Here is a 26,278-nt window from a genome sequence, read left to right as displayed (position 1 = left end):
ATAAGAGTGAGTTAGCAACGATCGTCTATCGAGACAAACGGACGATCTTCCGGCCCGGTATAGTTGGCAGAGGGGCGAATAATTTTGTTGTCCTGACGCTGTTCAATAATGTGCGCCGCCCAGCCGGTAACGCGGGCGATGACAAACAGCGGGGTGAACATTTCGGTAGGGACGCCCATCATGTTGTAAGAGACCGCCGAAAACCAGTCGAGATTCGGGAACATCTTTTTGGTCTCCCACATCACCGTTTCCAGACGGTCGGCGATGTGGTACATCTTCAGCGAGCCGCCTTCTTCTGAAAGCTGTTTCGCCACCCGTTTAATCACCTGATGGCGCGGGTCGGCGATGGTGTAAACCGGATGTCCAAAGCCAATCACCACCTCTTTGTTTTCCACGCGTTTACGGATATCCGCCTCTGCCTCGTCCGGCGTTTCATAACGCTGTTGAATTTCCAGCGACACCTCATTCGCCCCGCCGTGTTTCGGGCCGCGCAGCGCGCCAATCGCGCCGATAATCGCGGAGTAGACATCCGAGCCGGTCCCGGCAATCACCCGGCTGGTAAACGTCGAGGCGTTGAACTCATGCTCGGCATACAGCACCAGCGAAATATGCATCGCCTTTTCCCAGCTTTGGGTTGGCTTTTCACCATGCAGCAGATGCAGAAAATGGCCGCCGATGGAATCATCGTCGGTTTCCGGCTGAATACGTTCGCCGTTGTGGCTGTAGTGATACCAGTAAAGAAGGATAGAGCTGAGCGAGGCCAACAGCTTATCGGCAATATCGCGCGCGCCGGAGACGGTATGTCCCTCTTTTTCCGGCAGGGTGCAGCCCAGCGCGGAAACGCCGGTACGTATCACGTCCATCGGGTGCGAGGCCGCCGGTAACGCTTCCAGAACGGTACGGACATTGGCGGGTAATCCGCGCAGCGCTTTTAACTTGCTTTTATACGCGTTCAGCTCGTCGCGGGTCGGTAATTTTCCGTGGATCAGTAAATGCGCGACTTCTTCAAATTCGCAATGCTCCGCCAGATCGAGAATGTCGTAACCGCGATAGTGCAGATCGTTACCGCTTTTTCCCACGGTACACAGAGCGGTATTTCCGGCAGGTACGCCGGAAAGCGCGACGGATTTTTTGGGCTTAATGACATGGTTATTATTTTGCAGGATCGTGGTGTCGCTCATAGTGTCCTCGTCATTTTTTTAATGTGTAGGATATTGAGGCGTGTAGGCCGGATAAACGTAGTGCCATCCGGCATTGCCTGATGGCGGCTTCGCCTTATCAGGCCTACAGGCTACGATTTTTTATTCCTGTACAGCGCGTCCAGCTTCTCTTCGAACTGGTAGTAATTGATGCTTTCGTACAGCTCGTTGCGGGTCTGCATGATGTCGATCACGTTCTTTTGCGTCCCTTCCTGGCGCAGCACGGTATAGACTTTTTCTGCGGCGCGGTTCATGGCGCGAAACGCCGACAGCGGATAGAGCGCCATCGCCACGTTTGCGCTGCGCAACTCGTCGGTCGTAAACAGCGGCGTCGCGCCAAACTCAGTGATGTTGGCGAGGATCGGCACCTGCGCCACGTCGGCGAACTGGCGGTACATCGACAGTTCGGTGATCGCCTCCGGGAACAGCATGTCAGCCCCCGCGTCCACGTAAGCCTGCGCGCGATCGAGAGCCGCCTCCAGCCCTTCCACCGCCAGCGCATCGGTACGCGCCATGATCACAAAGTTCGGATCGGTGCGCGCATCCACTGCCGCCCGAATTCTGTCTACCATCTCCTCTTTCGAGACGATCGCTTTGTTTGGACGGTGTCCACAGCGCTTAGCGCCAACCTGGTCTTCAATATGCAGCGCGGCGGCGCCCGCTTTGGCTATGGACTTTACCGTCCGCGCGACATTAAACGCGGAGGAACCAAAGCCAATATCCGCATCCACCAACAGCGGCAGCGGGCAAACATCCGTGATGCGCCGGATATCGGTTAACACATCATCCAGCGTAGAAATCCCCAGATCCGGCAGTCCGAGCGAGCCCGCCGCTACGCCGCCACCAGAAAGATAGATAGCCTGATACCCGGCCCGTTGGGCCAACAGAGCATGGTTAGCATTGATCGCGCCGACAATTTGTAATGGATTCTCTTTAGCGAGCGCGGCGCGGAATGCCTGCCCCGGCGAATGTAAAGACATAATTCGTCCTCATGTTAGTAAATTGTTATTCAAGATGTATTCACCAAAGCAAAGGCTATGCCAGGCAAAGAGGCAGCGAGAAAATTAAATACAATGAGATTTAAAAACAGGTAATTACAGTCATTCTTGTTATGAATAAGCGCGATTAAGGGAAAAGAAAAACGTGTCAGCTAACGTTTCATGAAACGAATCGCTCTGTTTCATTGCAACATTTATGAAACACGTTTAAAACAAAAAATCGCCCCTTAAAGATGAACCTACTGCGATGACGACTGCCCACAGCGCTCCGCGCGATAATAGCGATAAACCGGTGATCTGGACGGTCTCCGTAACGCGTCTGTTCGAACTGTTTCGGGATATCAGCCTGGAATTCGATCATCTGGCGACCATCACGCCTATTCAACTCGGCTTTGAAAAGGCGGTGACCTACATTCGCAAAAAACTGGCGACCGAGCGCTGCGACGCGATTATCGCGGCGGGTTCGAATGGGGCCTATTTAAAAAGTCGCCTGTCAATACCGGTGATCCTCATCAAGCCCAGCGGATTCGATGTATTACAGGCACTGGCGAAAGCAGGAAAGCTCACCTCGTCTATCGGTATCGTGACCTATCAGGAGACCATTCCGGCTTTACTTGCCTTTCAGAAAACGTTTCACCTCCGTCTTGAACAGCGAAGCTATGTAACCGAAGAGGACGCGCGCGGGCAAATTAACGAACTTAAGGCCAACGGTATTGAGGCCGTCGTCGGCGCGGGATTAATTACCGATCTGGCGGAAGAAGCGGGAATGACCGCCATCTTTATTTATTCCGCGGCGACCGTTCGTCAGGCTTTCCATGATGCGCTGGATATGACCCGTCTGACACGGCGCCAGCGCGTGGATTACCCATCCGGCAAGGGATTACAAACCCGGTATGAACTGGGCGATATACGCGGCCAGTCGCCGCAAATGGAGCAGCTCCGCCAGACGATTACGCTCTATGCCCGCTCCCGTGCGGCAGTGCTGATTCAGGGGGAAACAGGGACCGGAAAAGAGCTGGCGGCGCAGGCGATTCACCAGACGTTTTTTCACCGCCAGCCTCACCGTCAGAATAAGCCATCCCCTCCCTTTGTCGCCGTCAATTGCGGCGCGATTACCGAGTCGTTGCTGGAAGCGGAATTGTTTGGTTATGAAGAGGGCGCGTTTACCGGTTCACGACGAGGAGGCCGGGCGGGGCTGTTTGAAATCGCACACGGCGGCACGCTGTTTCTGGATGAAATCGGCGAAATGCCCTTGCCGTTACAAACCCGACTCTTGCGCGTACTGGAGGAAAAAGCCGTCACTCGCGTCGGCGGACACCAGCCGGTCCCGGTGGATGTCCGGGTGATCAGCGCTACGCATTGCGATCTGGATCGGGAGATAATGCAAGGACGTTTTCGCTCCGATCTCTTTTATCGCCTGAGTATTCTGCGTCTGACGCTTCCTCCTTTACGCAAGCGGCAGGCTGATATTTTGCCGCTGGCGGAAAGCTTTTTAAAACAGTCGCTGGCGGCGATGGAAATTCCGTTTACCGAATCGATACGTCATGGATTGATACAGTGTCAGCCGCTTTTGCTGACCTGGCGCTGGCCCGGTAATATTCGCGAACTGCGTAATATGATGGAGCGCCTGGCGCTTTTTTTAAGCGTCGATCCCGCGCCAACGCTGGACAGGCAATTTATGCGGCAGTTATTACCTGAGCTTATGGTGAACACAGCAGAGCTGACGCCTTCAACCGTGGATGCGCACACGTTACAGGATGTACTGGCGCGCTTTAAGGGCGATAAGAGCGCGGCGGCGCGTTATCTGGGGATTAGCCGCACCACTCTGTGGCGTCGTTTAAAAGCTGGTGCCAAAGACCAGTCGGATAATTAAGACAAATGACCGCGTCCTGAATGCCTGATGGCGCTACGTTTACTGCAGGCCGTCATCCGGCAAAACGGATGCCGGTTGCCAGGAATAAAAATACCCGCCGGAAACCCAGGCGGGTATTTTTATGATGCAACGCTTTTATTTCTTTTTATAAATATCAGCCGTACCATGAATTTTATTTTCTGTCTGCCCGGACGTCAGCACCACCACATCCGCCCCTTTTTCATCCGCCTTTTTGATTAAATCTTCTCTGGCGTCCAGCGGCGACATTTCCCCAGTGGTGGAAATCGTGCCAATTTTCGTGTATTCGGAGGCGACTTTATCAAAGTCCGTTTTTTTCATGATTTCTGCGGCATAAACGTTTGTCACGACAAACGCTAATGCGCCAAACATAACCTTGTAGCCAGTTTTCATAGCAAAACCCTCGTTTTATTATTACGCCATCATCGCTTTATCAGAACAAAAAGGCCGTTCGGACTGATTAAATAAGTAGTGTAGATTGCTGGAAAAATCCAGTCAGCCCCCGTTCTGTCGGCGTAACAACGCGGATTAAAACGCCCCTGCTTTGTGATCTCACTCGCAATCATCTGGTTTGACTATTAATAAGATGAACGTTATTTCTTGAGGCTAAGAGAAGAGTTGCCTATGGAGCCGTTTCATGCCGTTGTGCTTACCGTCAGTCTGTTTGTGTTAACCTTTTTTAATCCCGGCGCGAATCTGTTTGTGGTGGTGCAAACCAGCCTCGCATCAGGACGCCGGGCGGGAGTCATCACCGGCCTGGGCGTCGCCACGGGAGACGCCTTTTATTCCGGGCTGGGGCTTTTCGGTCTGGCGACGCTCATTACGCAATGCGAAGCGGTATTTTCTCTTATCAAAATTGTCGGCGGCGCCTATTTATTATGGTTCGCCTGGAACAGTATTCGCCACCAGGCGACGCCGCAAATGAGCACGCTCCAGACGCCGATTGCCGCCCCGTGGACAATTTTCTTTCGCCGGGGATTAATGACCGATTTATCCAATCCGCAAACCGTACTGTTTTTTATCAGTATTTTTTCCGTAACGCTTAGCGCAGAAACGCCCACATGGGCAAGGTTAATGGCCTGGGCCGGAATTGTGCTGTCATCCGTTATCTGGCGTATTTTTCTCAGCCAGGCCTTTTCGCTCCCCGCAGTCCGCCGCGCTTATGGACGAATACAGCGCATTGCCAGCCGTGTTATCGGCGCCATTATCGGGATGTTTGCGCTCAGACTTCTCTATGAAGGCGTGACGCACCGCTAATGTTTGCCCGGTAGCCTTTGCTACCGGACGATAAGCGTTATCAAAACGCCCATGAAACGCTGCCTACAATGCTACGCTCGGCACCAAAATAACAATAAGAGAGCGAATTACAGGCAGCGACATAGCGTTTGTCCGTCAGGTTATTTACGTTGAGCTGGGCGCTCAAGCCATTTAACCCAATGCTGGATAAATCATACCCAACCACCATATCGACCAGTGTATAGGACGGCAAGGTGTGGGTATTCAGGCGATCGCTGGTCACGCCGTTGACGTACCGGATGCCGGAGCCCAAAGTCAGCCCCTCTAACAGACCGCTTTTCACATCGTAGCTTAGCCAGGCGCTGGCCTGGTTCCGTGGAGCATAAACCGCGCGCTTACCCTGCTCTTGCGGGCTACTTTTCTTATAACGGATATCAGTATAGGTATACGCCGCCTGCAAACGGACGCTATCCGACAAATGGCTAATAGCCTCCAGTTCAACCCCTTTAGACTCAATTTCACCAATCGAGCGGTACGGATCGGTAGGTTCTTCTTTGGTCGCGATATTTGTCTGGTTAATACGATACACGGCGGCGCTAAACTGGCTATTCCCCCCCAGCGGTTCGTATTTTACCCCCGCCTCCCACTGCTTGCCTTTCATCGGTTCCAGCACATTGCCGTTTTCGTCGGCGAAGCTGGTCGGCGTAAACGCGGTAGAATAACTGAGATAGGGGGCGACGCCATTGTCGAACAGATAAAGCAACGCAGCACGGGTGCTGACGTTGTTTTTATCGAGATCGCTGCGTGAATCATGAAGTTTGTCGATGTTAGACACGCTGACCCGATCGTAACGACCGCCCAACGTAAAGCGCCAGCGATCCCATGACATCTGATCCTGTAAATAGTATCCGGTCTGCCGCAGCTTATGTTTTTCACGGCTATACAACGTAATGTAATCCGGCTGAGCGCCATAAACAGGGTTGAAAGCGTCAATCGGCGGAAACGCGCCATAATAGCCAGTAGTATGATTACTGCGATCCTGATAATCGATCCCCACCAGCAGACGATGATTAATCGCCCCGGTATCCACGCTGCCGTCGAGCTGATTATCCAGCGCGATAGCCGACATTTTCTCCCCGGAGCCGGAATAGCCGCGATTCAGCGCCGTTTCATTCAACCAACCTGCGGCATAGACCTGATTCAACGTCACTTTGGTATGCAAATAACGCAATTTTTGCCGTACCGACCAGCCGTTATCGAACAGATGCTCAATGTTATAACCCACCATATTTTCACGGCGATCGTATTTGTCGTAGTCATCTTCACCTTCAAAGAAAGTGTTAGAAATTTTTCCGCCGTTATAAGGTACAACCGTGCCTTGATAAGGCAGTCCGGAGTGGCTACCGCCTTCCGGATCACGGTGCAGATAGGCCATAAGATCAAGACGCGTCCGATCGGTAATTCGCCAGGTCAGGCTCGGCATCAGCGCATAACGTTCCTCTTTCAAGGGGGTAAACTGCGAATCGGCGTAACGTGTCATGCCGCTAAGACGCGCCGCCACACGTTCATTGTCATCCAGTGGGCCGGTCACATCAAAAGCCGCCCCGCGCTGGTTGTGATTGCCGGCAAACAGCTTCACCTCTCCCCCGGCATCAAACGCCGGTTTTCGCGACGTCAGCGCGACAATGCCGCCTGGCGATGAACGTCCATACAGAACGGACGCCGGGCCGCGTACCACCTCGATATCTTCCAGAAACCAGGGGTCAACCACCAACGAACTGTGCGAATTGGTGTCGCCCATCATTTTTAACCCGTCGAGATAGACGTTATCCAGACTACCGTCCGAAAAACCACGCAATACGATGTAATCAAAGCGGTTAGAGGCGCCTATCTGATTACTGTATACGCCTGGGGTGTAGCTGACCGCCTGACGCACGCTGGTTGCGCCCTGCTCTTCAAACTGCTGGCGGGTAATAATGGATACCGACTGCGGCGTTTCAATATCTGGCGTCGCCAGCTTAGTCGCGCCACTCTGAACGGGCGAGGTGACAATGACCGTATCATTTTTTGTGGTTTCCTGGGCAAAAAGAGGAAAAGTCGCGCCGCCGATAGCTCCGCCTATCAATAGCGCCATACGCGTTGTCGCAAACATGAACATCTCCAAAGGCATCTTTATTGTAAATAAGAATTATTACCTTTTAGAGATGACGGACCACTATGCGTAACGCCAGATTGCCTATGCGCAATGATAAAAAATCACCCAAAACGGCAGAAAACCGGGTTAGTAGCGGATATTACCGCTCTGGCGGAGCGCGTTACGCACAGTGTCGGGACGCCGTCAGAGACGCGTCACGCAGCTCGCCGGGCGAGCAGCCATAACGCCGACGAAATGCCGTCGCAAAGTTAGTGGCATGTTGATAGCCTGACATCCAGGCGGCCTGCTGCACGCTGTATCCCTCCATCAGATAACGACGCGCGCGCGCCAGGCGGCAATCGCGCAGATAATCAAACACGGTACACCCATAGGCATGGCGAAACTTGCACCGCAGGCTACTTGGACTCATTGCCGCCCGACGCGCCAGTTCGTTCAGCGTGTAGGCTTTTTCCGGCGTCTGCTCCAGTAAACGCCGAATGAGCTCCAGCCGCTGGTATTCACCGGTGACGGGAAGCCCGCGTTTTTGCGTTGCGGGCTGACATAGATTTAGCGCATAGCCCAGCAATTGCAGCATGATGCCTTCCAGCATTAACTGGCGTGACGCCGCATGAGGTCCGGGCTGCTGCGCATAGCGTAGCCCTGAAAGCAGAAACTCCGGCACCTGCCAGACCCTCGCCGAGGCTGCGCTATTTTCCCACTCGTCTGCCAGCGAGACAGGCAAACGCTCCCGCCATCCGCCGTCCGGGTACATTCCCAGCGACAAGGTGCGCAATTTACTGTCTGCGCCGTGATGGGCGCGTATCGTCTGCTGCTCACTCAGTTGCGAGCAAAACGCCATCCCCGCGCTCAACAAAAAGGTCTGCTCATTGACAGCCAGCGCGACGTTACCTTCCAGCACCACCAGCATATACAGCGGGCTGCTATGGCGAGAGGTGGTTTCATAAGGTTGTAACACGTGAACATCCGAGCGTGTAATGCAAATCCCGCCGGGAAGCGCTATCTCTTCGATATCGCCATGAAGTACGGGACTACTCTGCGTATACTGCGGTAACGCAGGGAAGCGGTAATCAATGCCATAACGCTCGCCAAACGCGATGAAATCGCTGACGGAAAAGATCTTTTTCATCGCCGGGGCGGCGGAAGAGTGACAGGAGATCGGAGACATTATCAATACCGTTTATCTGCGTTATACCAGAGCGTTAGCCACTGTGTAACCATATCACTGCGGCCCGGGAACGACAATAAAGATGAGAATAATTATCAACCGCTATTGAGGGGAGAGATAAGGCGAGCAAAGGTGATCGATAAACGCCGATCTGTCGATAAAAACGCGCTTTCGCGAGAGACGAAAGCGCGTCCGGGGGGTATCAGTCAGGAGCGAAATCCTGCGGAGGTCATGAGCAGTCTGAATAACATTCCGACGCCCGCCAGCAGAAGCACGCTGGCGCACCATATCGCAACCATCCATACGACTCGCCGCGACCATTTTTTCACTTTAACCATCAGTGATATCCCTCTCCATGTCGCACTTTTCCACGGAAGACGTAGTAGCTCCAGAAGGTATAAGCCAGAATAATCGGGATGATTATCAGCGCCCCAACCAGCATAAAGCTTTGACTTTGCGGCGGCGCGGCGGCGGCATACAGCGAAATATCCGGTGGAATAATATTCGGCCAAATACTGATGCCTAACCCGCTGAACCCCAGAAAAATCAACCCTAGCGTGAGAATAAATGGACGCGCATGGGATTCTGGTTTTTTCACGCTGCGCCATAGCCAGACGCTAAAAGCCAACACCAGCACAGGCACCGGCAGGAAGTAGTATAAATTGGGCAGCGTGAACCAGCGCTCGGCGATGTCGTCGTGGGTGAGCGGCGTCCACACGCTGACGCCTCCCATCACCAACAACAAGACGATCAACAACGGGCGCGACAGCGCGCACATCCGGCTATGCAGTGGATCTTCGCTTTTCATAATCAGCCAGGTAGCGCCCAGCAGCGCATAGGTGACGACCAGACCGACGCCGCAGAACAGGTTAAACGGTGTCAGCCAGTCAAGCTGCGAACCGCTAAAGGTTCGCCCTTCCACCTGAAAACCGCTCACCACCGCGCCCACCACAACCCCCTGGGCAAAGGTCGCCAGGATTGACCCGACGATAAAGGATTTATCCCAGAACGCGCGATGCGACTCGGTGGCTTTAAAACGGAATTCAAAAGCGACGCCGCGAAAGATAAGACCAAGCAGCATAACCACCAGCGGGATAGTCAGCGCGTCGCTGATGACGGCGTAAGCCAACGGGAACGCGCCAAAAAGCCCGGCCCCGCCCAACACCAGCCAGGTTTCGTTCCCGTCCCATACCGGCGCGACCGAGTTCACCATAACATCGCGATCGTGTTTATCACGAATAAACGGAAACAGGATACCGACGCCCAGATCGAAACCATCCATTACGATATACATCAGCGTGGCGAACACGATAATAGCAAACCAGATAACCGGAAGATCGATGGTCATTCGCGTTTCTCCTGCTCAAGCGATTCTCCCACGGCAGAGATAGGACGCGCGGGTCTGCCATCGGTTTCAGCGGTCGGTGTCTCCGCCGGCTGCGGCCCTTTCTGGATAAGGCGAATCATATAAATATAGCCAACCCCAAAGACCAGGGAATAGACCACAAAGAAGGCCAGCAAACTGATGCTCATCTGCAAGGTGCTGTGCGCGGAAACCGCATCACGCGTTCGCAGCAGGCCATAGACCACCCACGGCTGACGTCCTACTTCAGTCGTCACCCATCCGGCAAGGATGGCGATAAGCCCGGACGGCCCCATCCACAGCGCAAAGTGCATAAAGGGCCGCGAATGATACAGTCGGCGTCGGTAGCGTAGCCACAGGCTGGCCAGCCCCAGGAAGATCATCAGTACGCCCATGCCCACCATCAGACGGAAAGACCAGAACACCACGGTAGAGTTGGGGCGATCCTCTTTGGGATAATCTTTTAGCGCAGGCACCTGTTTGTCCAGGCTATGCGTCAGGATCAGACTGCCCAACGCCGGGATCTCAAGCGCATAGCGGGTCCGTTCCGCCTCCATATCCGGCCAGCCTACCAGCGTAAGCGGCGTTGGCTCGCCGGGCGTATTTTCCCAGTGCCCCTCAATCGCGGCAATTTTGACCGGCTGATGCTTCAGGGTATTAAGGCCGTGCATATCGCCAATCAATGCCTGAACGGGCGCCACTACGACCGCCATCCATAACGCCATTGAGAACATACGGCGGATAGCCGGCGTATCGTTACCTTTCAGTAAATGCCAGGCAGCGGACGCGCCGACAAACATCGCGCTACTTAAAAACGCCGCAACGGACATATGCAACAGGCGATACGGGAACGACGGGTTGAAAATCACCGCGAACCAGTCCACCGGGACCACCTGACCGTTGTGAATTTCAAATCCCTGCGGGGTATGCATCCAGCTGTTAGACGCCAGAATCCAGAACGTCGACATTAACGTGCCCAACGCCACCATACAGGTAGACAAGAAATGCAGGCCCGGCCCGACTTTGTTCCAGCCAAAAAGCATCACGCCTAAGAATCCCGCTTCCAGGAAGAATGCGGTGAGCACTTCATAGGTTAATAAAGGCCCGGTGATACTGCCGGCGAACTGGGAGAAACCGCTCCAGTTCGTTCCGAACTGGTAAGCCATGACCAGACCGGAGACCACGCCCATCCCGAAGTTGACGGCAAAAATTTTGAGCCAGAACTGATAGAGCGAGCGCCAGACAGGATTACGCGTTTTTAGCCATAAACCTTCCAGTACCACCAGGTAACTGGCTAAGCCAATCGTAATCGCGGGGAAAATAATATGAAAAGAGACGGTAAAGGCAAACTGGAGTCTCGCTAAAAAGAAGGCATCAAACTCCATGTTCCCTCCCGTTTATATATAGTCACTTCGTGTAAAATATTCACTGTTCGCAACCAGGTTGAAACGAAACGGTTATTTTCCCCAAACGTAAAAACGTCGGGGAATATCCAGATAAATTACGATTTTTTTTGCGGCTGGCTGTCAGGCTTATCGCCCGACTCTGGCGCTTCGGAGGGGTCGTCTTTTTCGACTGCGAAACGGTAGTATCTATTTAGCATAACATGTCTCCCTTAGTTACATTCACTTGGCAATATCTACCTGGCCGTTATAAAAATAACGGCAAAACAAAAAAACAGCGTCTTCAAGACTATTTGCAATTTCAGCAAAATACGCTTAGCTGAAAGTTAAGAATAGACGTAAAACGATAACCTTCAAGTCAACGCGGTTTACGGGACGGGGGATTAGTACAGGGAGAATGACCGCAACGCTCGCTGCGCGGCGGCCATTTTATATGGTCTATCAAAAAGATAACCGTTAAGGTCCATTCAAACCCGTTAGTTTGCCTTCCCCTCAATCAAGCCATTGATCGTAGAAAATACCGCCGGCGCGCTGGTCGCTTCCGCAAACTCGACATTGATATTTTGCCGACGCAGCATATCGAAGAATTTACGTTGCGCATCAAGAATAACCTGATCGCCTACGCGCATATTTTCTGCTTTAGTTTCAACCAGTAAATAAACACTGTCGGCGTCCTGACGCTCAATACGGTACACAAAATCCGGCGTAGTAGAGCCCCCCGTATATTTGGGGATCTGAATGGCCCGCTTAGGCAGTTTGCCAAACACAGAAACCTGTTGCGGATAATCGTATTTTAATAGCGGCAATTCTGGATCGACGCTGTCATAACGCAACGGCGGTATTTGATAGAGAGAACGAGGATCGTCTATCGCATTCTCATCCACATTTTTCCCCACAATTTCAGCGCTAATCTCCTCTCTGAACTGCCGTGCCGTGGAATCAAATACCGACGTTGAAGCCTGGAAGTCGAGAGGCAGATAATCGTGGCGCTGCGCAAAATGCGCATTAATCCGCGTCTGTAATGCGCGGGTCATATTGTCCAACGAGATCTCGCTTAAATAGCGTGAATCTCCGTGCAAAACATCACGCAGCATCGCCATTAACACCGGGTGCAGGACGTTAACCGGCAGACTGGTGCGTAACGCCAGTTGCTTAAGAAAATGGCCATATTTCATGCCCGCCATAAATTCGCTGGCGGCTAATTCGCCTTCCCGCTGCGCCACTTCAAAACGGCCATTATCTTCATTCGATACCAGCCGTTGTTGCACCTGGCTTGGCTTCTGGCGTATATACAGCGACGGATCGCGCAGCACCTCGGCAGCAATCTGTTCCAGAGAAGCGCCGCTACGCTCGAATTGCAGCATATAACGGCGGGAAAACTGCTCCCAGATACTGCTAAGTTGTTCCCAATTCTCTTTGCGTAACCTGACTCGCAGTCGGGAGGCGGGCTTATTGTCACGAATGCGATCCGCTCGCACCCGCGCCTGCGTCAGCTCAGGGTAGAACTCCAGTAGCCACGCAAAACCACTTTTGGTTTCCCCGTTAAGCGTGACGCTGGGTTTAAACTCATTACTCCGGTTGATCAGTTTTTTATCATCCAGATCTTCCAGCAAACGAAGCTCCGTAAACGCAGGATCGACTTTTTGCCGCTCGGTGACGATGAGTGTGATCATCGCCTCATCCAGTTTCTGCTCGTTAAGCTGAACTTTGCTGTCGCGATTAATCTCATCAACCAGCATACTGGCAAACGTTTTTTCATCATAGCCAATCAGAAACGACAGCCGGGACGGCCACTCTTCCTGATGAACGCGATGGCCGTTTTCATCTACCGGTAGCCGCAGGCCGCGCCCCACTTCCTGAATTTTGCTCGACTCGCTACCGGAAGAACGTAATTTAGCAATGACAAAAACATTCGGGTTATCCCAGCCTTCGCGAAGCGTCCATTTTGAAAACAGAAAGCGGCGCGTTTCCCAGTTGCCGTGATGGTCTGAAAAACTGAGCAACTTCTCTTTATTTTTCAGAATATCATCTACCTCAGCCTGGATCGCCTCATCGCCGCTTCCGCGGTCTTCGCCAAAGTAACCAGCGTGGACGTTTTGGTTATCCGAGTGCAGGCTGGCGAGCGTGGCCTGCAGAAACGACAGATACTCCACTTCTCGCGGCAGGGTCTTGCGCTGATAATCGTCAATCAGTTGCGTCAGTTTCTTTTTCAGCAAACGCTCAAAAGTGACTTTCAACCAGCCTTCGTCATCACGATAGCTTTTAATACTGTCAATAAAGAAAAGGCTTAAGGTCTTAATACGCGGGGCATTATTTTCTGGCTCATTGCTGCGTAAGAAATTTGCCTGCTCGGTATCAAAATGCTTATCAATGGCGTCCTGAATAATCAGTTCCTGGTAGCTCGCGCCAAAGGTTCCTGGCACCAGCGCCATCCCTGCCTCCAGCTCCAGATCGTTCGACAACATTTTACTGCCGGCATATTCGATACTGCCCTCAAATCCTGCATCGACATCGGCGAGATTTTCGCCCACGCCAACCTCGGCAATTTTGCTCCCCCGTCGGAGGATTAATTTCTTTGCCGTGACGCTGTCAACGATATAACGATTGTTGGCCTGTTCTTCGGGGAGATTCGGGTAATAAATATCAATACCTTTCACCAAACCATCGTTAAAACTGTCCACCGCGTTGAGATCAAACTGCGGTTGCCGGCGATAGTAATCTTTACGTACACATTTATTTTTACCCTTACCTTCGACAATATCCGGGAAGGTAGCGCCAAAGCGGACGATCATTTGCGGCTGAATAGCCTGAATCGCTCGATAAAATTTGTTATCTCGCGCAAAACGATGCGGTTCATCAATAATGACCACCGGTCGCGTCATTTGCAGCCCTTTAACAGGCGACGTCAGCCCACCCAGGAGCGTTTGATCGTAATCGTCTCGCGTCATACTGGCGGAATTGAGCATTTGCGCATTGATCAGCAAAACCTGAATCGTATGGCTATCACGACGGCTGGCATCAGTAAAACTTAATAACTGGGCCGGAAAATTTTTACGCCCCGACTTTACTTTAAAATCACCGGCGTTAATGGTGCAAAGTTCCATCCGCGTATTTTCGTAGAACTGTGAAAAATGCTGTCTGGCGTAATCGCTGATGATAAAGTTCCGCGCGCCTTCTTTAATGGCTGGCGTCGGCACCACCAGCACAAATTTGAAGAGGCCGTAGTTCTGATGCAGTTCATACATCAACCGGGTATAGACATAGGTTTTACCCGTCCCGGTCTCCATTTTAACGTCAATATTGGCCTTATCGTCGTAACGTCCCTTAATCAGCGGATTAGCATAGTGATTATGATCGGCCTGCGCGTGATCGATACCGGTGAAACTCGCCAGAATCGCCGCTAACGCCTGTTCCTGATGGGGAAGTTCTTCCAGTAAAATATTCATCATCATCCCCTCTTAATAACGCTTCACCAGGTTCACTTTTTGATCAAGCTGTTTTAAGCCGATTTCCAGTTCACGAATGGATTCAAGGTCGAAAGAGTAGCCGTAAATGACAATGGTCTGAACCGGAAGCTGGTGCGTACCAATGTGGTTGAGAAGATCGCGGGTCTGCTCGGTTCCCCATCGTTCATCAATCAGATACAGGCGCGTATTATCAACATACCTGGCGCAATAGCCGGAAAAATCAACGGTCTGTACGTCAATATCCATTTTATAACCATCGGCGACCAGCCATGTCGTTAATAAGGTCTCTTCGCCGCTTGCGCCGCCCGGCACGCCCAATCCTCTGGCGGAAAAAGGATTGATCATGTCGGTAAATCCTGACTCGGTAAAAGCGGCCAGTTGACCGCTGGTATTGATAAAATGGCCGGTAGCAATATCGAAGCTATCCAGATCGTCCAGCGTCTGCTGTGTCGGAGTGGCAAAACGATAATGTTTAAAACCGAGATCGCTATTGGTCGCGGGATTGTTGGCGCGGATCTTCGCCGCAACGCGTGTAATTCGCTCGCGGCTGATTTCATCAATAGTGCTATAACCTGCTTTTTTCGCGATAGTGTTATTGCTTAATGCCTGATCGATAGTACACAGAATAAACGTGCGCTGCCCCCCATCTTCTTCATTCAGCGCCATCACCGCATGGGCCGTGGTGCCGGAACCGGCAAAAAAGTCCAGAACGACGCCGTCTTTATCGATAGCGAGCTTGATAATTTTCTTCAATAATGCGGTCGGTTTCGGCGTATCAAAAACGTTGTCGCCGAAGAGATCCAGAATCTCCTTTTTCCCCTCTTTATTCGACGCTACGTTATCCCAGTAATTGGTCGTTGGCTGCCCTTTACTGTGGTGCGCGTACATGACTCGCTGGGGAATACCGCCGTTATCTTTGCCAAAATAGACCAGATTATCGGCCACCAGTTTTTGGTAACTGGCTTCAGGATAAGCCCATAGTCTTTCGTGTACCGTACCGTTCGGCGTGGTAATTTTATAGGTATAGCCGCCGCCGCTCAGCCCTTTTGACACCGTTAACGGCACCGGCCGCCATTTCCCTTCTGGAAACTGTTCGGTCGGTTCTTTATAGGATTTCTGAATATACTCTTTAGAAAGCGGTTCTAAACGTAAAGCGCCCTGACCGGTTTTGGCGTAAACAAGAATGTATTCCCCCTGGATGGAAACGTTATCAGAGTCGTTAGAAATCTCTTTTTTGCGCTTCCACATCACATTGGTGACAAATCCGCCTTCGCCAAAAATCTCATCCATCATTAATTTAAGATTGGCGTACTCATTATCGTCGATAGAGATAAAAATAAATCCGGTATCTTTCAGGAGCTTCCTGGCCAGGAAAAGACGCGGATACATGAAAGATAACCACGCGGAGTGCGTCGATTTACCCTGAATGGATTTTAAACGTGCCAGTTCAGTATCATTAAGACCAAACATATCCTGCAACGCCCGATCGCTATATTCAAAATGATCGGGATAGACAAACCCGTCCGACCCGGTGTTATAAGGGGGATCGATATAGATCATATCGACGGTATCGGCGTAATTATTTTGCAGATGGCGTAACACATCCAGATTATCTCCGGTCAGAAAAAGATTATGGCTGTTTTTATTTTCTGCCAGAGTATTGTGTTCCACGTCAGGAACGATAACGGTAACGGATTTTTCACCCGCCTGTTTTTTTGCGTAATCTTTGCCAATAAAATCAATCTGATAACCGCTAGTCAGCTCATCAATATTACGCGCTTTCAACGCGCGCTCAAATCTGGCGAGATCAAATCCGCCTTTCGCGATCAGTTCGCCCTGCTCGTTATAGCGATCGGCGGTAAAAAATTCCGGTAATGCACGTTGTAACTCAGACAGAAAGGCGCTATTCGGGGCAACAGACTCGTTGTGTTTTTGGTTATCTTTCAACATGATATCTTCGCTCCGTTGATAATTTTAAGGTCCAACAATCAATTTCTTATAAAGAAAAAAGTAAGCGATGATTGTAATGGTCACGAAAGGCAGATGCCATCATTAACCTTTGTTGTTCGTTGAAAGGGCGTGAAAACGACGGGGGGAAGGCGTGCTCCCGGCGACAGTATGCGCCAGGAGCGTAGTGTTTACGTGCGATGACTGATGGCCGACTCCGGGAGTGCGTCGCTATCTGTACCGGAGATGACGACTCCCCGGGTCTCGCGACCAAATGCCACAAATACACAGATTAAAATAGCCACCGCGCCAGCCACGATCGCCATTGCCAACCCGTAATTGCCACCATGCGTTTCCGCGATGCGGGCCTGTAACGTCGCATTAACCGACGCCAGTAAATTACCGAGTTGGTAAACAAACCCTGGCAGCACGGCGCGCGCATTCGCCGGAACCAGCTCGTTCAGCCAGGTCGGCACGACCCCCCAGGCGCCCTGCACCATAAACTGCATCAGGAACGCGCCCAGGCCAATCGTGAATGATCCGCTGGAAAATGCCCATAGCGGGAGTACCGGAAGCGCAAGAAAGGCGGCGATCATGATCGCTTTTTTACGCCCAATACGTTCCGATAGCGTACCGTAGAAAATACCGCCGAGCATCGCGGCAATGTTATAAAAAATCGCAATGATACTGATCAGATGCGGATCAAAACCATGCTGCATCTTCAGGAAGGTAGGATAGAGATCCTGCGTGCCGTGACTGAAAAAGTTAAAGAACGCCATGACCAGCACCAGATACAGACACAACTTCCACTGTTTGCGCAGAACAGGAAGCAGCGCGGTATTCTCTTTACGCGCTCTGGCCGCCAGCCAGACGGGGGATTCCGGCACTTTAAACCAGATATAAGGCAGCAAGACAACAGGCAGGGCGCCAATCAGGAACATGCCGCGCCAGCCTACCATACTGTAGAAGAGGCCAAAAATAACCGAGGCGAACAGATAGCCGCAGGGATAGCCCGCCTGAAAAATGCCCGACATCAGGCCACGCGAACGATCGGGAATGGTTTCCATCGCCAGTGATGACGCGACGCCCCATATCCCGCCCATCGCCACGCCGTACATGACCCGAAAAATCAGAAATGCCATGAAGGTGGGCGACCAGGCGGAAAGCAGTTCAAACACCGTAAAGAACAGAATATTGAGCATCAGTATCGGTCGACGTCCGTACTTTTCCGCCATTCGACCAAATAGCAGCGCGCCAATGGGACGTACCGCCAGGGTCAGCATAATCGCAATGGAAACGTCCGATACGGAAGCGTGAAACCATTCGGCGAGATCGCTAAGTACAAAGACAAGGATAAAGAAATCAAACGCATCCAGCATCCAACTGGTAAAGCTGGCAAACGCCACATGTCGTTGTGTCGTCGTCCAGTTCAGGGGGGTGTACATAGGTAGTGTCCTGCATCAAAAATAACATCAAGCTTTGAAGCGGCGAAACGCTGGAGCGCTCCCGTCGTCAAAGCGACGTAACAAGGTAGCGTTGCGCTACTTATTTGTTATCTTTTTGTATATAGCAGGTAAAATGTTAGCAAAAATAGACAAATCATTACATATTATTAACAAAGCTTACTGGCACATGATTTGTCACATTTTTTATGGGGATTATCTCATGCAAAGGAAAGCGAAGCGTGGCTAGCGTATCGCGACCGGCCTGTCGCCAGACCGATCGCCATTGACGATTACCTTTCGCGCGGCGGGAAACCGGCCTTTTGCAGGGCGGCGGCAATCTGCTCCGCGGATAGCGACGTTTCAACGTCAACCAGACGCGTCGCCGGGTCGGTTCTCACCGTCGCATTAGCATCGAGAGTCAGAATCTTCTTTTTTACCGTACTGGCGCAGCCGCCGCAGGTCATGTCATCAATATGGAACTGCATAGTGAACTCCTTTTGTGTGGGAACTGTTGCCAGTCTGGGCTTTGCCAGTGTTGGAAGGTCAAGCGTAATCTCAGGACTTACAGACGCTTTGCCAGTCCATGGCGACGAGGACGGCGCAATACCGCTCCGGTACGCGCCTCCGGCTCGCTATCGTCAGGTTGTCCAAGTGTATGCAGAATGGGGCAATCTGGCAGCGCGTCGCCGGCGCAGCAGTGAATCAGCGCTTTGAGGGTTTGCGCCATGTGCTGCATGTTCTGGATACGTCTGTCCAGTTCATCAATGTGCGTCTGCGCCAGGCGTTTGACGTCAGCGCTTTGCCGCGACTGGTTATTCCAAAGATTCAGTAAGTCGCTGATTTCAGCAACTGAAAAGCCGAGGTCGCGCGCGCGGCGTATAAAATGCAATTGATTAACATCAGCCTGGGTATAGGCCCGATAGCCGGAATCCGTCCGACTTGCCGCGGGAATCAGACCAATCTGTTCATAGTAGCGAATCATTTTGGCCGAGACTTTCGATGCTTTAGCTGCTTTACCGATGTTCATGACGCTCCTCCTCAGGTCGTGGATGTGTCGGATGGGGTTGCCATCGGCGCCCGGAAACGGCGCAGCCGCAAAGCGTTGCCCAGCACGAACACGCTCGACATCGCCATCGCCCCTGCGGCGAATACCGGGGACAATAATATGCCCCAGACCGGAAATAGCGCGCCTGCCGCGACAGGAATCAGCGCCGTATTGTAAGCAAAGGCCCAGAACAGATTCTGGTGGATATTGCGGATGGTCGCTTTAGACAGCGCGATAGCATTCGGCACGCCTTGCAGGTTGCCGGACATTAGTACAACGTCGGCGGATTCCACCGCCACATCGGTGCCGGTGCCAATCGCCAGCCCCACGTCGGACTCCGCCAGCGCTGGCGCATCGTTGATGCCATCGCCGACAAACGCCACCTGCCCATACGCCGCTTTCAGGCGCCGTATCGCCTCGACTTTCCCTTCTGGCAACACCTCGGCGACCACGTCATCAATCCCTAACTGTCTGGCGATAGCCTGTGCCGTGCGGGCATTATCGCCAGTGATCATGGCGACCTTAATGCCGAGCTGATGTAAAGCGTTAATTGCGGCGGGCGTACTGGGTTTGATCGGATCGGCCACGGCGATAATCGCCGCCAGTTGACCGTCAATAGCCGCATAGAGCGGCGATTTCCCTTCCTGTCCTAACCGTTCGGCGGTGGTGGCGAAGCCGCTAATATCCACGCCAATTTCGCGCATATAGCGATCGGCCCCCACGTCAACACGCGTACCGTCAACGGTAGCGTATACGCCCATCCCGGTCACCGATTCGAAGCCGCTCATGCCTGGTAGCGCGATCCCTTCCTCTTCTGCCGACACGGCAATCGCACGGGCAATCGGATGCTCTGAACGCGATTCTACCGCCGCGACTTTCGCCAGCACCTCACGGCGTTCAAAGCCGCTGGCCACGTCGAGATCGGTCAGTACCGGGCGGCCTTCGGTAAGCGTCCCGGTTTTGTCTACGGCCACCACCTTAGCGTCTTTGAGTAGCTGTAACGCCTCCCCCTTACGGAACAGCACGCCCATTTCCGCCCCACGACCGGTTCCCACCATAATGGAGGTCGGCGTCGCCAGGCCCATCGCGCAAGGACAGGCGATAATCAGAACCGCAACGCCATTGATCAGAGCGAAAGTCAGCGCTGGCGACGGCCCAAACGCCAGCCATACCACAAAGGTCAGCGCAGCAATAAGCATCACCATCGGGACAAACCACAGCGTCACTTTATCCACGACGGCCTGAATCGGCAGTTTTGAACCCTGCGCCTGTTCCACCAGACGAATGATTTGCGCCAGCATGGTCTGTCCGCCGACGGCGGTCGCCCGCAGCGTGAGCGCGCCTTTTTGGTTTACGGTACCGCCCACCACCGCGCTTCCTGCGGATTTCTCAACCGGTATCGGTTCGCCGGTAATCATCGACTCGTCAACGAAGCTGCGGCCTTCGGTCACTTCGCCGTCAACCGGTATCCGCTCGCCTGGCCGAACCTCCACACAGTCTCCCAGCACAACCTCGTCGACAGGGATATCCACGATGCGGCCCTCGCGTAACACATGCGCGACCCGCGCCTGTAGCCCCACCAGACGTTTAATCGCTTCGGAAGTCCGCCCCTTCGCCCTTGCCTCCAGAAAGCGCCCCAGCAGAATAAGCGCGACAATCACTGCGGCGGCCTCGTAATAGACGTTTACCGTCCCTTCAGGCAACAGGTCGGGCGTAAAGGTCGCCACCAGCGAGTAGCCGAATGCCGCTGCGGTTCCCACGGCGACCAGCGAGTTCATGTCCGGCGCCAGACGCGCCAGCGCCGGGAACCCTTTAAGGTAAAAACGGCGACCGGGGATCGTCAGCACCAACAGGGTCAGTGCAAATTGCCAGTACCAGCTTTGTTGCAGGCCAATCGTTTTTATCACCCACTCGTGCATACCAGGAATAAGGTGCGAACCCATTTCAAGCACAAAAACGGGGAGCGCCAGCACGCTGGCGAGAATCAGATCGCGCTTCAGCCTGACGCGCTCGGCCTCTTTTTTCTCTTCAGAGTCGTCTTCGCCCTGCCCCGCCGTCTCTACCGGTCGCGCCTCATACCCCGTTTTTTCAATCGCCGCGATCACCGCCTCCGCCGACGCCGTCCCGCGGACGGTGGCGCGCTCCGTCGCCAGATTCACCGTAGCGTCCGTTACGCCAAGCACAGCCTTAATACCTTTTTCAACGCGAGCGACACACGACGCGCAGGTCATACCTTCAATAAGTAAGCTTATCGTGTCGTGACGATTTTCTGACTGACTCATGACGACTTCCCCATCCTGACTATTCGGTATCAGAAAGCCTAAAGCTTGCCATTGTGGGAAGGTCAAGCGTATTCAGGCTGCACGGTTCGGCGAGAATGTGAGATGGCTCATAAAAGAGGATGATGCGAGACATTTACGCCACGATGCCGACCCACGCCCCGAAAAAACCCGTCAGGAACGCTTGACCTTTCCTTCGTTGTAACGCCTAGCCTTTGTCAAAAATTCTGCGGCAGCGTTGCGGAATGGCCGACACGCTGCGGTAAAGAGGGAAACGACATGCGTAGAACATTCAAAATTATGTTGATAGCCGGCGTCATCGCCGCCATCGGGGGCGTGATTTACATGGCCGGCGAAGCACTATGGGATAAAGGCGACGCCGTCGGCCCCCCGGCCAGCGCGCCGCCTCCACCGTCGGTACCGGTTGCTAAAGCCCTTAGCCGCACACTCGCGCCTACGGCGGAATTCACCGGTTTTCTGGCCGCGCCGGAGACCGTGGAGCTGCGTTCGCGCGTGGGAGGAACCCTTGACGCCGTCAGCGTTCCGGAAGGACGTCTGGTAAGCCGCGGACAACTGCTGTTCCAGATCGATCCGCGCCCGTTCGAGGTCGCCCTCGACACCGCCGTCGCGCAATTACGTCAGGCTGAAGTACTGGCCCGCCAGGCGCAGGCGGATTTCGATCGCATTCAACGACTGGTCGCCAGCGGCGCCGTATCACGTAAAAACGCTGACGATGTCACCGCCACGCGTAATGCGCGACAGGCGCAGATGCAATCGGCCAAAGCCGCCGTCGCCGCAGCGCGCCTTGAACTCTCCTGGACCCGTATTACCGCGCCCATTGCCGGACGCGTTGACCGCATACTGGTGACCCGGGGCAATCTGGTCAGCGGCGGCGTAGCGGGTAACGCCACGCTTCTGACGACTATCGTGTCTCACAATCCCATGTATGTGTATTTCGATATTGACGAAGCCACCTGGCTGAAGGCGTTACGGCATACCCGCTCCGACAAAAATCCACCGGTAGTCAACATGGGGTTAACCACCGATAACGGGCTGCCTTATCAGGGCGTACTCGACTTTATGGGCAATCAGATGAACCGCAGCACCGGCACTATCCGGGCGCGCGCCGTGATTCCTGACCCCGACGGAATGCTTTCTCCCGGCCTGTTTGCCCGAATCAGTTTGCCCATCGGCGAGCCGCGGGAAACCGTGCTGATTGACGATCTGGCGGTGAGCGCCGATCAGGGCAAAAACTATGTGCTGATCGTCGGCAAGGAGAATCAGGTGGAGTATCGTCCGGTTGAGCTGGGACAAATGGTCGATGGACTCCGCGTCGTTACACAGGGAGTACAGCCGGGAGAAAAAATCATCCTCAAGGGGCTGGTGCGTCCTGGCATGACCGTTGCGCCGCGTCTGGTGCCGATGCGGCAGAATATGCCCGATAAACAGACCGCGACATTGACTAAAGCGGACGGCGACAGTGCGCCGAAGGCGGTGCGCCAATGAAATTTACCCACTTTTTCATCGCACGCCCCATCTTCGCCATCGTCCTGTCGCTGTTAATGCTGCTGGCTGGCGCTATCGCCTTTTTAAAACTGCCGCTGAGTGAATATCCGGCCGTTACGCCGCCCACGGTACAGGTTAGCGCCAGCTACCCCGGCGCTAACCCGCAAGTGATTGCCGATACGGTAGCCGCGCCGCTGGAACAGGTGATCAACGGCGTTGACGGCATGTTGTATATGAATACCCAGATGGCCATTGATGGTCGCATGGTTATCTCTATCGCCTTCGAACAGGGAACCGATCCTGATATGGCGCAAATTCAGGTGCAAAACCGGGTATCCCGCGCGCTGCCCCGCCTGCCCGAAGAAGTCCAGCGAATTGGCGTTGTAACGGAGAAAACGTCCCCCGATATGTTGATGGTGGTCCATCTTGTCTCGCCGCAAAAACGCTATGACTCGCTTTACCTGTCTAACTTCGCCATCCGGCAGGTTCGCGACGAGCTGGCCCGTTTACCCGGCGTCGGCGATGTTCTCGTCTGGGGCGCGGGCGAGTACGCCATGCGCATCTGGCTGGACCCGGCGAAAATCGCCAACCGCGGTCTTACCGCCAGTGATATCGTTACGGCGTTGCGGGAACAAAACGTACAGGTCGCCGCCGGTTCCGTCGGGCAACAGCCGGAGGCCTCCGCCGCTTTTCAGATGACGGTGAACACGCTGGGCCGCCTGACCAGCGAAGAACAGTTCGGCGAGATTGTGGTAAAAATCGGCGCTGACGGCGAGGTGACGCGTCTGCGTGATGTCGCCCGCGTCACGCTGGGCGCAGATGCCTATACGCTGCGCAGTTTACTGAATGGCGAAGCGGCGCCAGCGTTACAGATTATTCAAAGTCCGGGCGCCAATGCGATTGACGTTTCTAACGCGATTCGCGGCAAAATGGATGAGTTGCAGCGAAACTTCCCGCAGGATATCGAATACCGGATTGCCTATGATCCTACGGTCTTCGTGCGCGCATCGCTACAATCGGTGGCGATTACGTTGCTGGAAGCCCTCGTGCTGGTCGTCCTTGTCGTGGTGCTGTTCCTGCAAACCTGGCGGGCGTCCATTATTCCTCTGGTGGCGGTTCCCGTTTCGCTGGTCGGCACCTTTGCCTTGATGCACCTGTTTGGCTTTTCGCTGAATACGCTTTCGCTGTTTGGTTTGGTCCTGTCGATAGGTATCGTTGTCGATGACGCCATCGTTGTGGTCGAAAACGTGGAACGGCATATCTCGCAGGGCAAAAGCCCCGGAGAGGCGGCAAAGAAGGCGATGGATGAAGTCACTGGTCCCATTCTTTCTATTACCTCGGTGCTGACGGCGGTCTTTATCCCTTCCGCATTCCTGGCGGGCCTGCAGGGTGAGTTTTATCGTCAGTTCGCGTTGACCATCGCTATTTCGACCATCCTTTCGGCCATTAACTCGCTGACGCTCTCCCCTGCGCTGGCTGCCATTTTGCTAAGACCGCACCACGATACTGCGAAGGCTGACTGGCTAACGCGGTTGATGGGCACGGTCACTGGCGGTTTTTTCCATCGCTTTAACCGTTTCTTCGACAGCGCGTCGAACCGCTATGTTAGCGCCGTCCGTCGGGCCGTGCGCGGCAGCGTCATTGTGATGGTGCTCTATGCTGGCTTTGTGGGGCTGACCTGGCTTGGCTTCCATCAGGTGCCGAACGGGTTTGTGCCTGCGCAGGATAAATACTATCTCGTCGGCATCGCCCAGCTCCCAAGCGGCGCATCGTTGGATCGCACAGAGGCGGTCGTAAAACAGATGTCCGCTATCGCACTGGCGGAACCCGGCGTCGAAAGCGTCGTCGTCTTCCCCGGCCTGTCGGTTAACGGCCCGGTAAATGTGCCAAATTCGGCGCTAATGTTCGCCATGCTAAAACCCTTTGACGAGCGTGAAGATCCTTCGCTTTCCGCTAACGCTATCGCCGGAAAGCTAATGCACAAATTTAGCCACATTCCCGACGGGTTTATTGGCATCTTCCCACCGCCGCCGGTTCCAGGGCTTGGCGCGACGGGCGGCTTTAAATTGCAGATTGAAGATCGTGCGGAACTGGGATTTGAAGCGATGACAAAGGTGCAAAGCGAGATTATGTCTAAGGCGATGCAGACGCCCGAACTGGCCAATATGCTGGCCAGTTTCCAGACGAACGCCCCGCAATTACAGGTGGATATCGACCGGGTAAAGGCGAAATCAATGGGGGTATCGCTCACCGACATCTTTGAAACGTTGCAAATTAACCTCGGCTCGCTTTACGTCAACGATTTCAACCGATTTGGCCGTACCTGGCGGGTGATGGCGCAGGCCGATGCGCCATTCCGTATGCAGCAAGAGGATATCGGCCTGCTTAAAGTCCGCAATGCGAAGGGCGAGATGATCCCGATTAGCGCTTTCGTCACGATTATGCGCCAGTCGGGGCCGGACAGAATCATCCATTACAACGGCTTCCCCTCGGTAGATATTAGCGGTGGACCGGCTCCGGGCTTCTCCTCCGGACAGGCGACGGACGCGATTGAAAAGATCGTGCGTGAAACGTTGCCGGAAGGGATGGTCTTCGAATGGACCGATCTGGTTTATCAGGAAAAACAGGCCGGCAACTCCGCGCTTGCTATCTTTGCGCTGGCGGTGCTGCTGGCCTTCCTGATCCTGGCGGCGCAGTACAACAGTTGGTCGCTGCCCTTCGCCGTCCTGCTTATTGCGCCTATGTCATTACTCTCAGCCATTGTCGGCGTGTGGGTATCTGGCGGAGATAACAATATCTTTACGCAGATTGGTTTCGTGGTGCTGGTTGGCCTGGCGGCCAAGAACGCCATTTTGATTGTCGAGTTTGCCCGCGCTAAAGAACACGACGGCGCAGACCCGCTGACCGCCGTGCTGGAAGCGTCCCGCCTGCGTCTACGTCCTATCCTGATGACCTCATTCGCCTTTATCGCTGGCGTAGTACCGCTGGTACTCGCGACGGGTGCCGGCGCGGAAATGCGACATGCGATGGGCATCGCCGTGTTTGCCGGAATGTTGGGCGTCACGCTCTTCGGCCTGTTATTGACGCCTGTATTTTACGTGGTGGTTCGCAGGATGGCATTAAAGCGTGAGAACCGCGTTGATTCGCATGATCAGCAAGCATAATGATGGGAATGGCAT

The 26,278-nt window shown here is 53.7% G+C and carries 19 protein-coding genes and 1 pseudogene; 4 read left to right on the top strand and 16 right to left on the bottom strand.

All coding sequences use genetic code 11. From position 1 onward, the window contains the following. Window positions 1-11: 11 nt before the first annotated feature. Window positions 12-1,181, bottom strand: coding sequence for a bifunctional 2-methylcitrate synthase/citrate synthase (gene prpC, locus NAZ64_RS07465; RefSeq protein WP_220569385.1), 1,170 nt, complete (start codon window positions 1,179-1,181; stop codon window positions 12-14). 110 nt (window positions 1,182-1,291) lie between these two features. Continuing rightward, the gene (gene prpB, locus NAZ64_RS07460; RefSeq protein ID WP_000052223.1) at window positions 1,292-2,179 is read right to left on the bottom strand and encodes a methylisocitrate lyase; all 888 of its coding nucleotides are present in this window, start codon (window positions 2,177-2,179) and stop codon (window positions 1,292-1,294) included. Between the two features lie 265 nt (window positions 2,180-2,444). On the opposite strand from prpB, the gene prpR reads away from it, so the two are divergent. Further along, complete coding sequence (gene prpR / locus NAZ64_RS07455) at window positions 2,445-4,070, top strand: propionate catabolism operon regulatory protein PrpR (RefSeq protein WP_024798451.1); 1,626 nt, start codon at window positions 2,445-2,447, stop codon at window positions 4,068-4,070. 135 nt (window positions 4,071-4,205) lie between these two features. Here the strand turns inward: prpR and yahO are convergent, their stop codons facing one another. Beyond that, a complete protein-coding gene (gene yahO, locus NAZ64_RS07450; protein ID WP_024798169.1) occupies window positions 4,206-4,481 on the bottom strand; it encodes a DUF1471 family periplasmic protein YahO in 276 nt (91 codons plus the stop codon). A 231-nt stretch (window positions 4,482-4,712) separates the two neighbouring features. Here yahO and NAZ64_RS07445 point away from each other — a divergent pair, with 231 nt between their 5' ends. Then, window positions 4,713-5,345: a LysE family transporter gene (locus NAZ64_RS07445; RefSeq protein WP_000433131.1), complete on the top strand. Its 633-nt coding sequence runs from the start codon at window positions 4,713-4,715 to the stop codon at window positions 5,343-5,345. A gap of 40 nt (window positions 5,346-5,385) precedes the next feature. Here NAZ64_RS07445 and foxA read toward each other — a convergent pair whose 3' ends face one another. From foxA to golT, 13 genes and pseudogenes are all read right to left on the bottom strand, one after another. Then, window positions 5,386-7,494 (bottom strand): ferrioxamine B receptor FoxA, encoded by a 2,109-nt coding sequence (gene foxA / locus NAZ64_RS07440; RefSeq protein ID WP_001127717.1) that lies wholly within the window; start codon window positions 7,492-7,494, stop codon window positions 5,386-5,388. 145 nt (window positions 7,495-7,639) lie between these two features. Further along, window positions 7,640-8,644 (bottom strand): ferrioxamine uptake transcriptional regulator FoxR, encoded by a 1,005-nt coding sequence (gene foxR, locus NAZ64_RS07435; RefSeq protein WP_000074601.1) that lies wholly within the window; start codon window positions 8,642-8,644, stop codon window positions 7,640-7,642. 95 nt (window positions 8,645-8,739) lie between these two features. Continuing rightward, a pseudogene (locus NAZ64_RS07430) lies at window positions 8,740-8,932 on the bottom strand (hypothetical protein). After that, window positions 8,851-9,036 carry a DUF2474 domain-containing protein gene (locus NAZ64_RS07425; RefSeq protein WP_305954967.1) on the bottom strand — a complete coding sequence of 62 codons (186 nt, stop codon included), beginning with the start codon at window positions 9,034-9,036 and terminating at the stop codon, window positions 8,851-8,853. The pseudogene NAZ64_RS07430 and the gene NAZ64_RS07425 overlap by 82 nt, the downstream one beginning before the upstream one ends. After that, window positions 8,982-9,992: a cytochrome d ubiquinol oxidase subunit II gene (cydB, locus tag NAZ64_RS07420; RefSeq protein WP_000151038.1), complete on the bottom strand. Its 1,011-nt coding sequence runs from the start codon at window positions 9,990-9,992 to the stop codon at window positions 8,982-8,984. The genes NAZ64_RS07425 and cydB overlap by 55 nt, the downstream gene beginning before the upstream one ends. Next, a complete protein-coding gene (locus NAZ64_RS07415) occupies window positions 9,989-11,392 on the bottom strand; it encodes a cytochrome ubiquinol oxidase subunit I (protein WP_000393711.1) in 1,404 nt (467 codons plus the stop codon). The genes cydB and NAZ64_RS07415 overlap by 4 nt, the downstream gene beginning before the upstream one ends. Window positions 11,393-11,508: 116 nt before the next feature. After that, on the bottom strand, window positions 11,509-11,610 hold the full coding sequence (gene ssaA, locus NAZ64_RS07410) for a small effector SsaA (RefSeq protein ID WP_000934834.1): 102 nt from the start codon (window positions 11,608-11,610) through the stop codon (window positions 11,509-11,511). 276 nt (window positions 11,611-11,886) lie between these two features. After that, entirely contained in the window at window positions 11,887-14,859 is a 2,973-nt protein-coding gene (locus tag NAZ64_RS07405; RefSeq protein WP_115286292.1) for a type III restriction-modification system endonuclease, read from the bottom strand. 9 nt (window positions 14,860-14,868) lie between these two features. Beyond that, entirely contained in the window at window positions 14,869-16,827 is a 1,959-nt protein-coding gene (locus tag NAZ64_RS07400; protein ID WP_076934836.1) for a site-specific DNA-methyltransferase, read from the bottom strand. A 188-nt stretch (window positions 16,828-17,015) separates the two neighbouring features. After that, window positions 17,016-18,269, bottom strand: a complete 1,254-nt coding sequence (locus NAZ64_RS07395) for an MFS transporter (RefSeq protein ID WP_000288503.1) — start codon at window positions 18,267-18,269, stop codon at window positions 17,016-17,018. A 290-nt stretch (window positions 18,270-18,559) separates the two neighbouring features. Next, the gene (gene golB, locus NAZ64_RS07390; RefSeq protein WP_483640899.1) at window positions 18,560-18,754 is read right to left on the bottom strand and encodes a gold resistance metallochaperone GolB; all 195 of its coding nucleotides are present in this window, start codon (window positions 18,752-18,754) and stop codon (window positions 18,560-18,562) included. 77 nt (window positions 18,755-18,831) lie between these two features. Beyond that, a complete protein-coding gene (gene golS / locus NAZ64_RS07385; protein ID WP_001020583.1) occupies window positions 18,832-19,296 on the bottom strand; it encodes an Au(I) sensor transcriptional regulator GolS in 465 nt (154 codons plus the stop codon). An 11-nt stretch (window positions 19,297-19,307) separates the two neighbouring features. Beyond that, on the bottom strand, window positions 19,308-21,596 hold the full coding sequence (golT, locus tag NAZ64_RS07380; RefSeq protein WP_483640898.1) for a gold/copper-translocating P-type ATPase GolT: 2,289 nt from the start codon (window positions 21,594-21,596) through the stop codon (window positions 19,308-19,310). A 276-nt stretch (window positions 21,597-21,872) separates the two neighbouring features. Between golT and mdsA the strand changes: the two genes are divergently transcribed. After that, on the top strand, window positions 21,873-23,099 hold the full coding sequence (mdsA, locus tag NAZ64_RS07375; RefSeq protein WP_483640897.1) for a multidrug efflux RND transporter periplasmic adaptor subunit MdsA: 1,227 nt from the start codon (window positions 21,873-21,875) through the stop codon (window positions 23,097-23,099). Then, window positions 23,096-26,263 carry a multidrug efflux RND transporter permease subunit MdsB gene (mdsB, locus tag NAZ64_RS07370; RefSeq protein ID WP_371065029.1) on the top strand — a complete coding sequence of 1,056 codons (3,168 nt, stop codon included), beginning with the start codon at window positions 23,096-23,098 and terminating at the stop codon, window positions 26,261-26,263. Before mdsA ends, mdsB begins: the two co-directional genes overlap by 4 nt. The last annotated feature ends 15 nt before the right edge of the window (window positions 26,264-26,278 follow it).

Source organism: Salmonella sp. A1325, from assembly GCF_056991255.1.
Note: the sequence above shows the minus strand (reverse complement) of the source record. Positions and strands in the feature narration are given on the sequence as shown.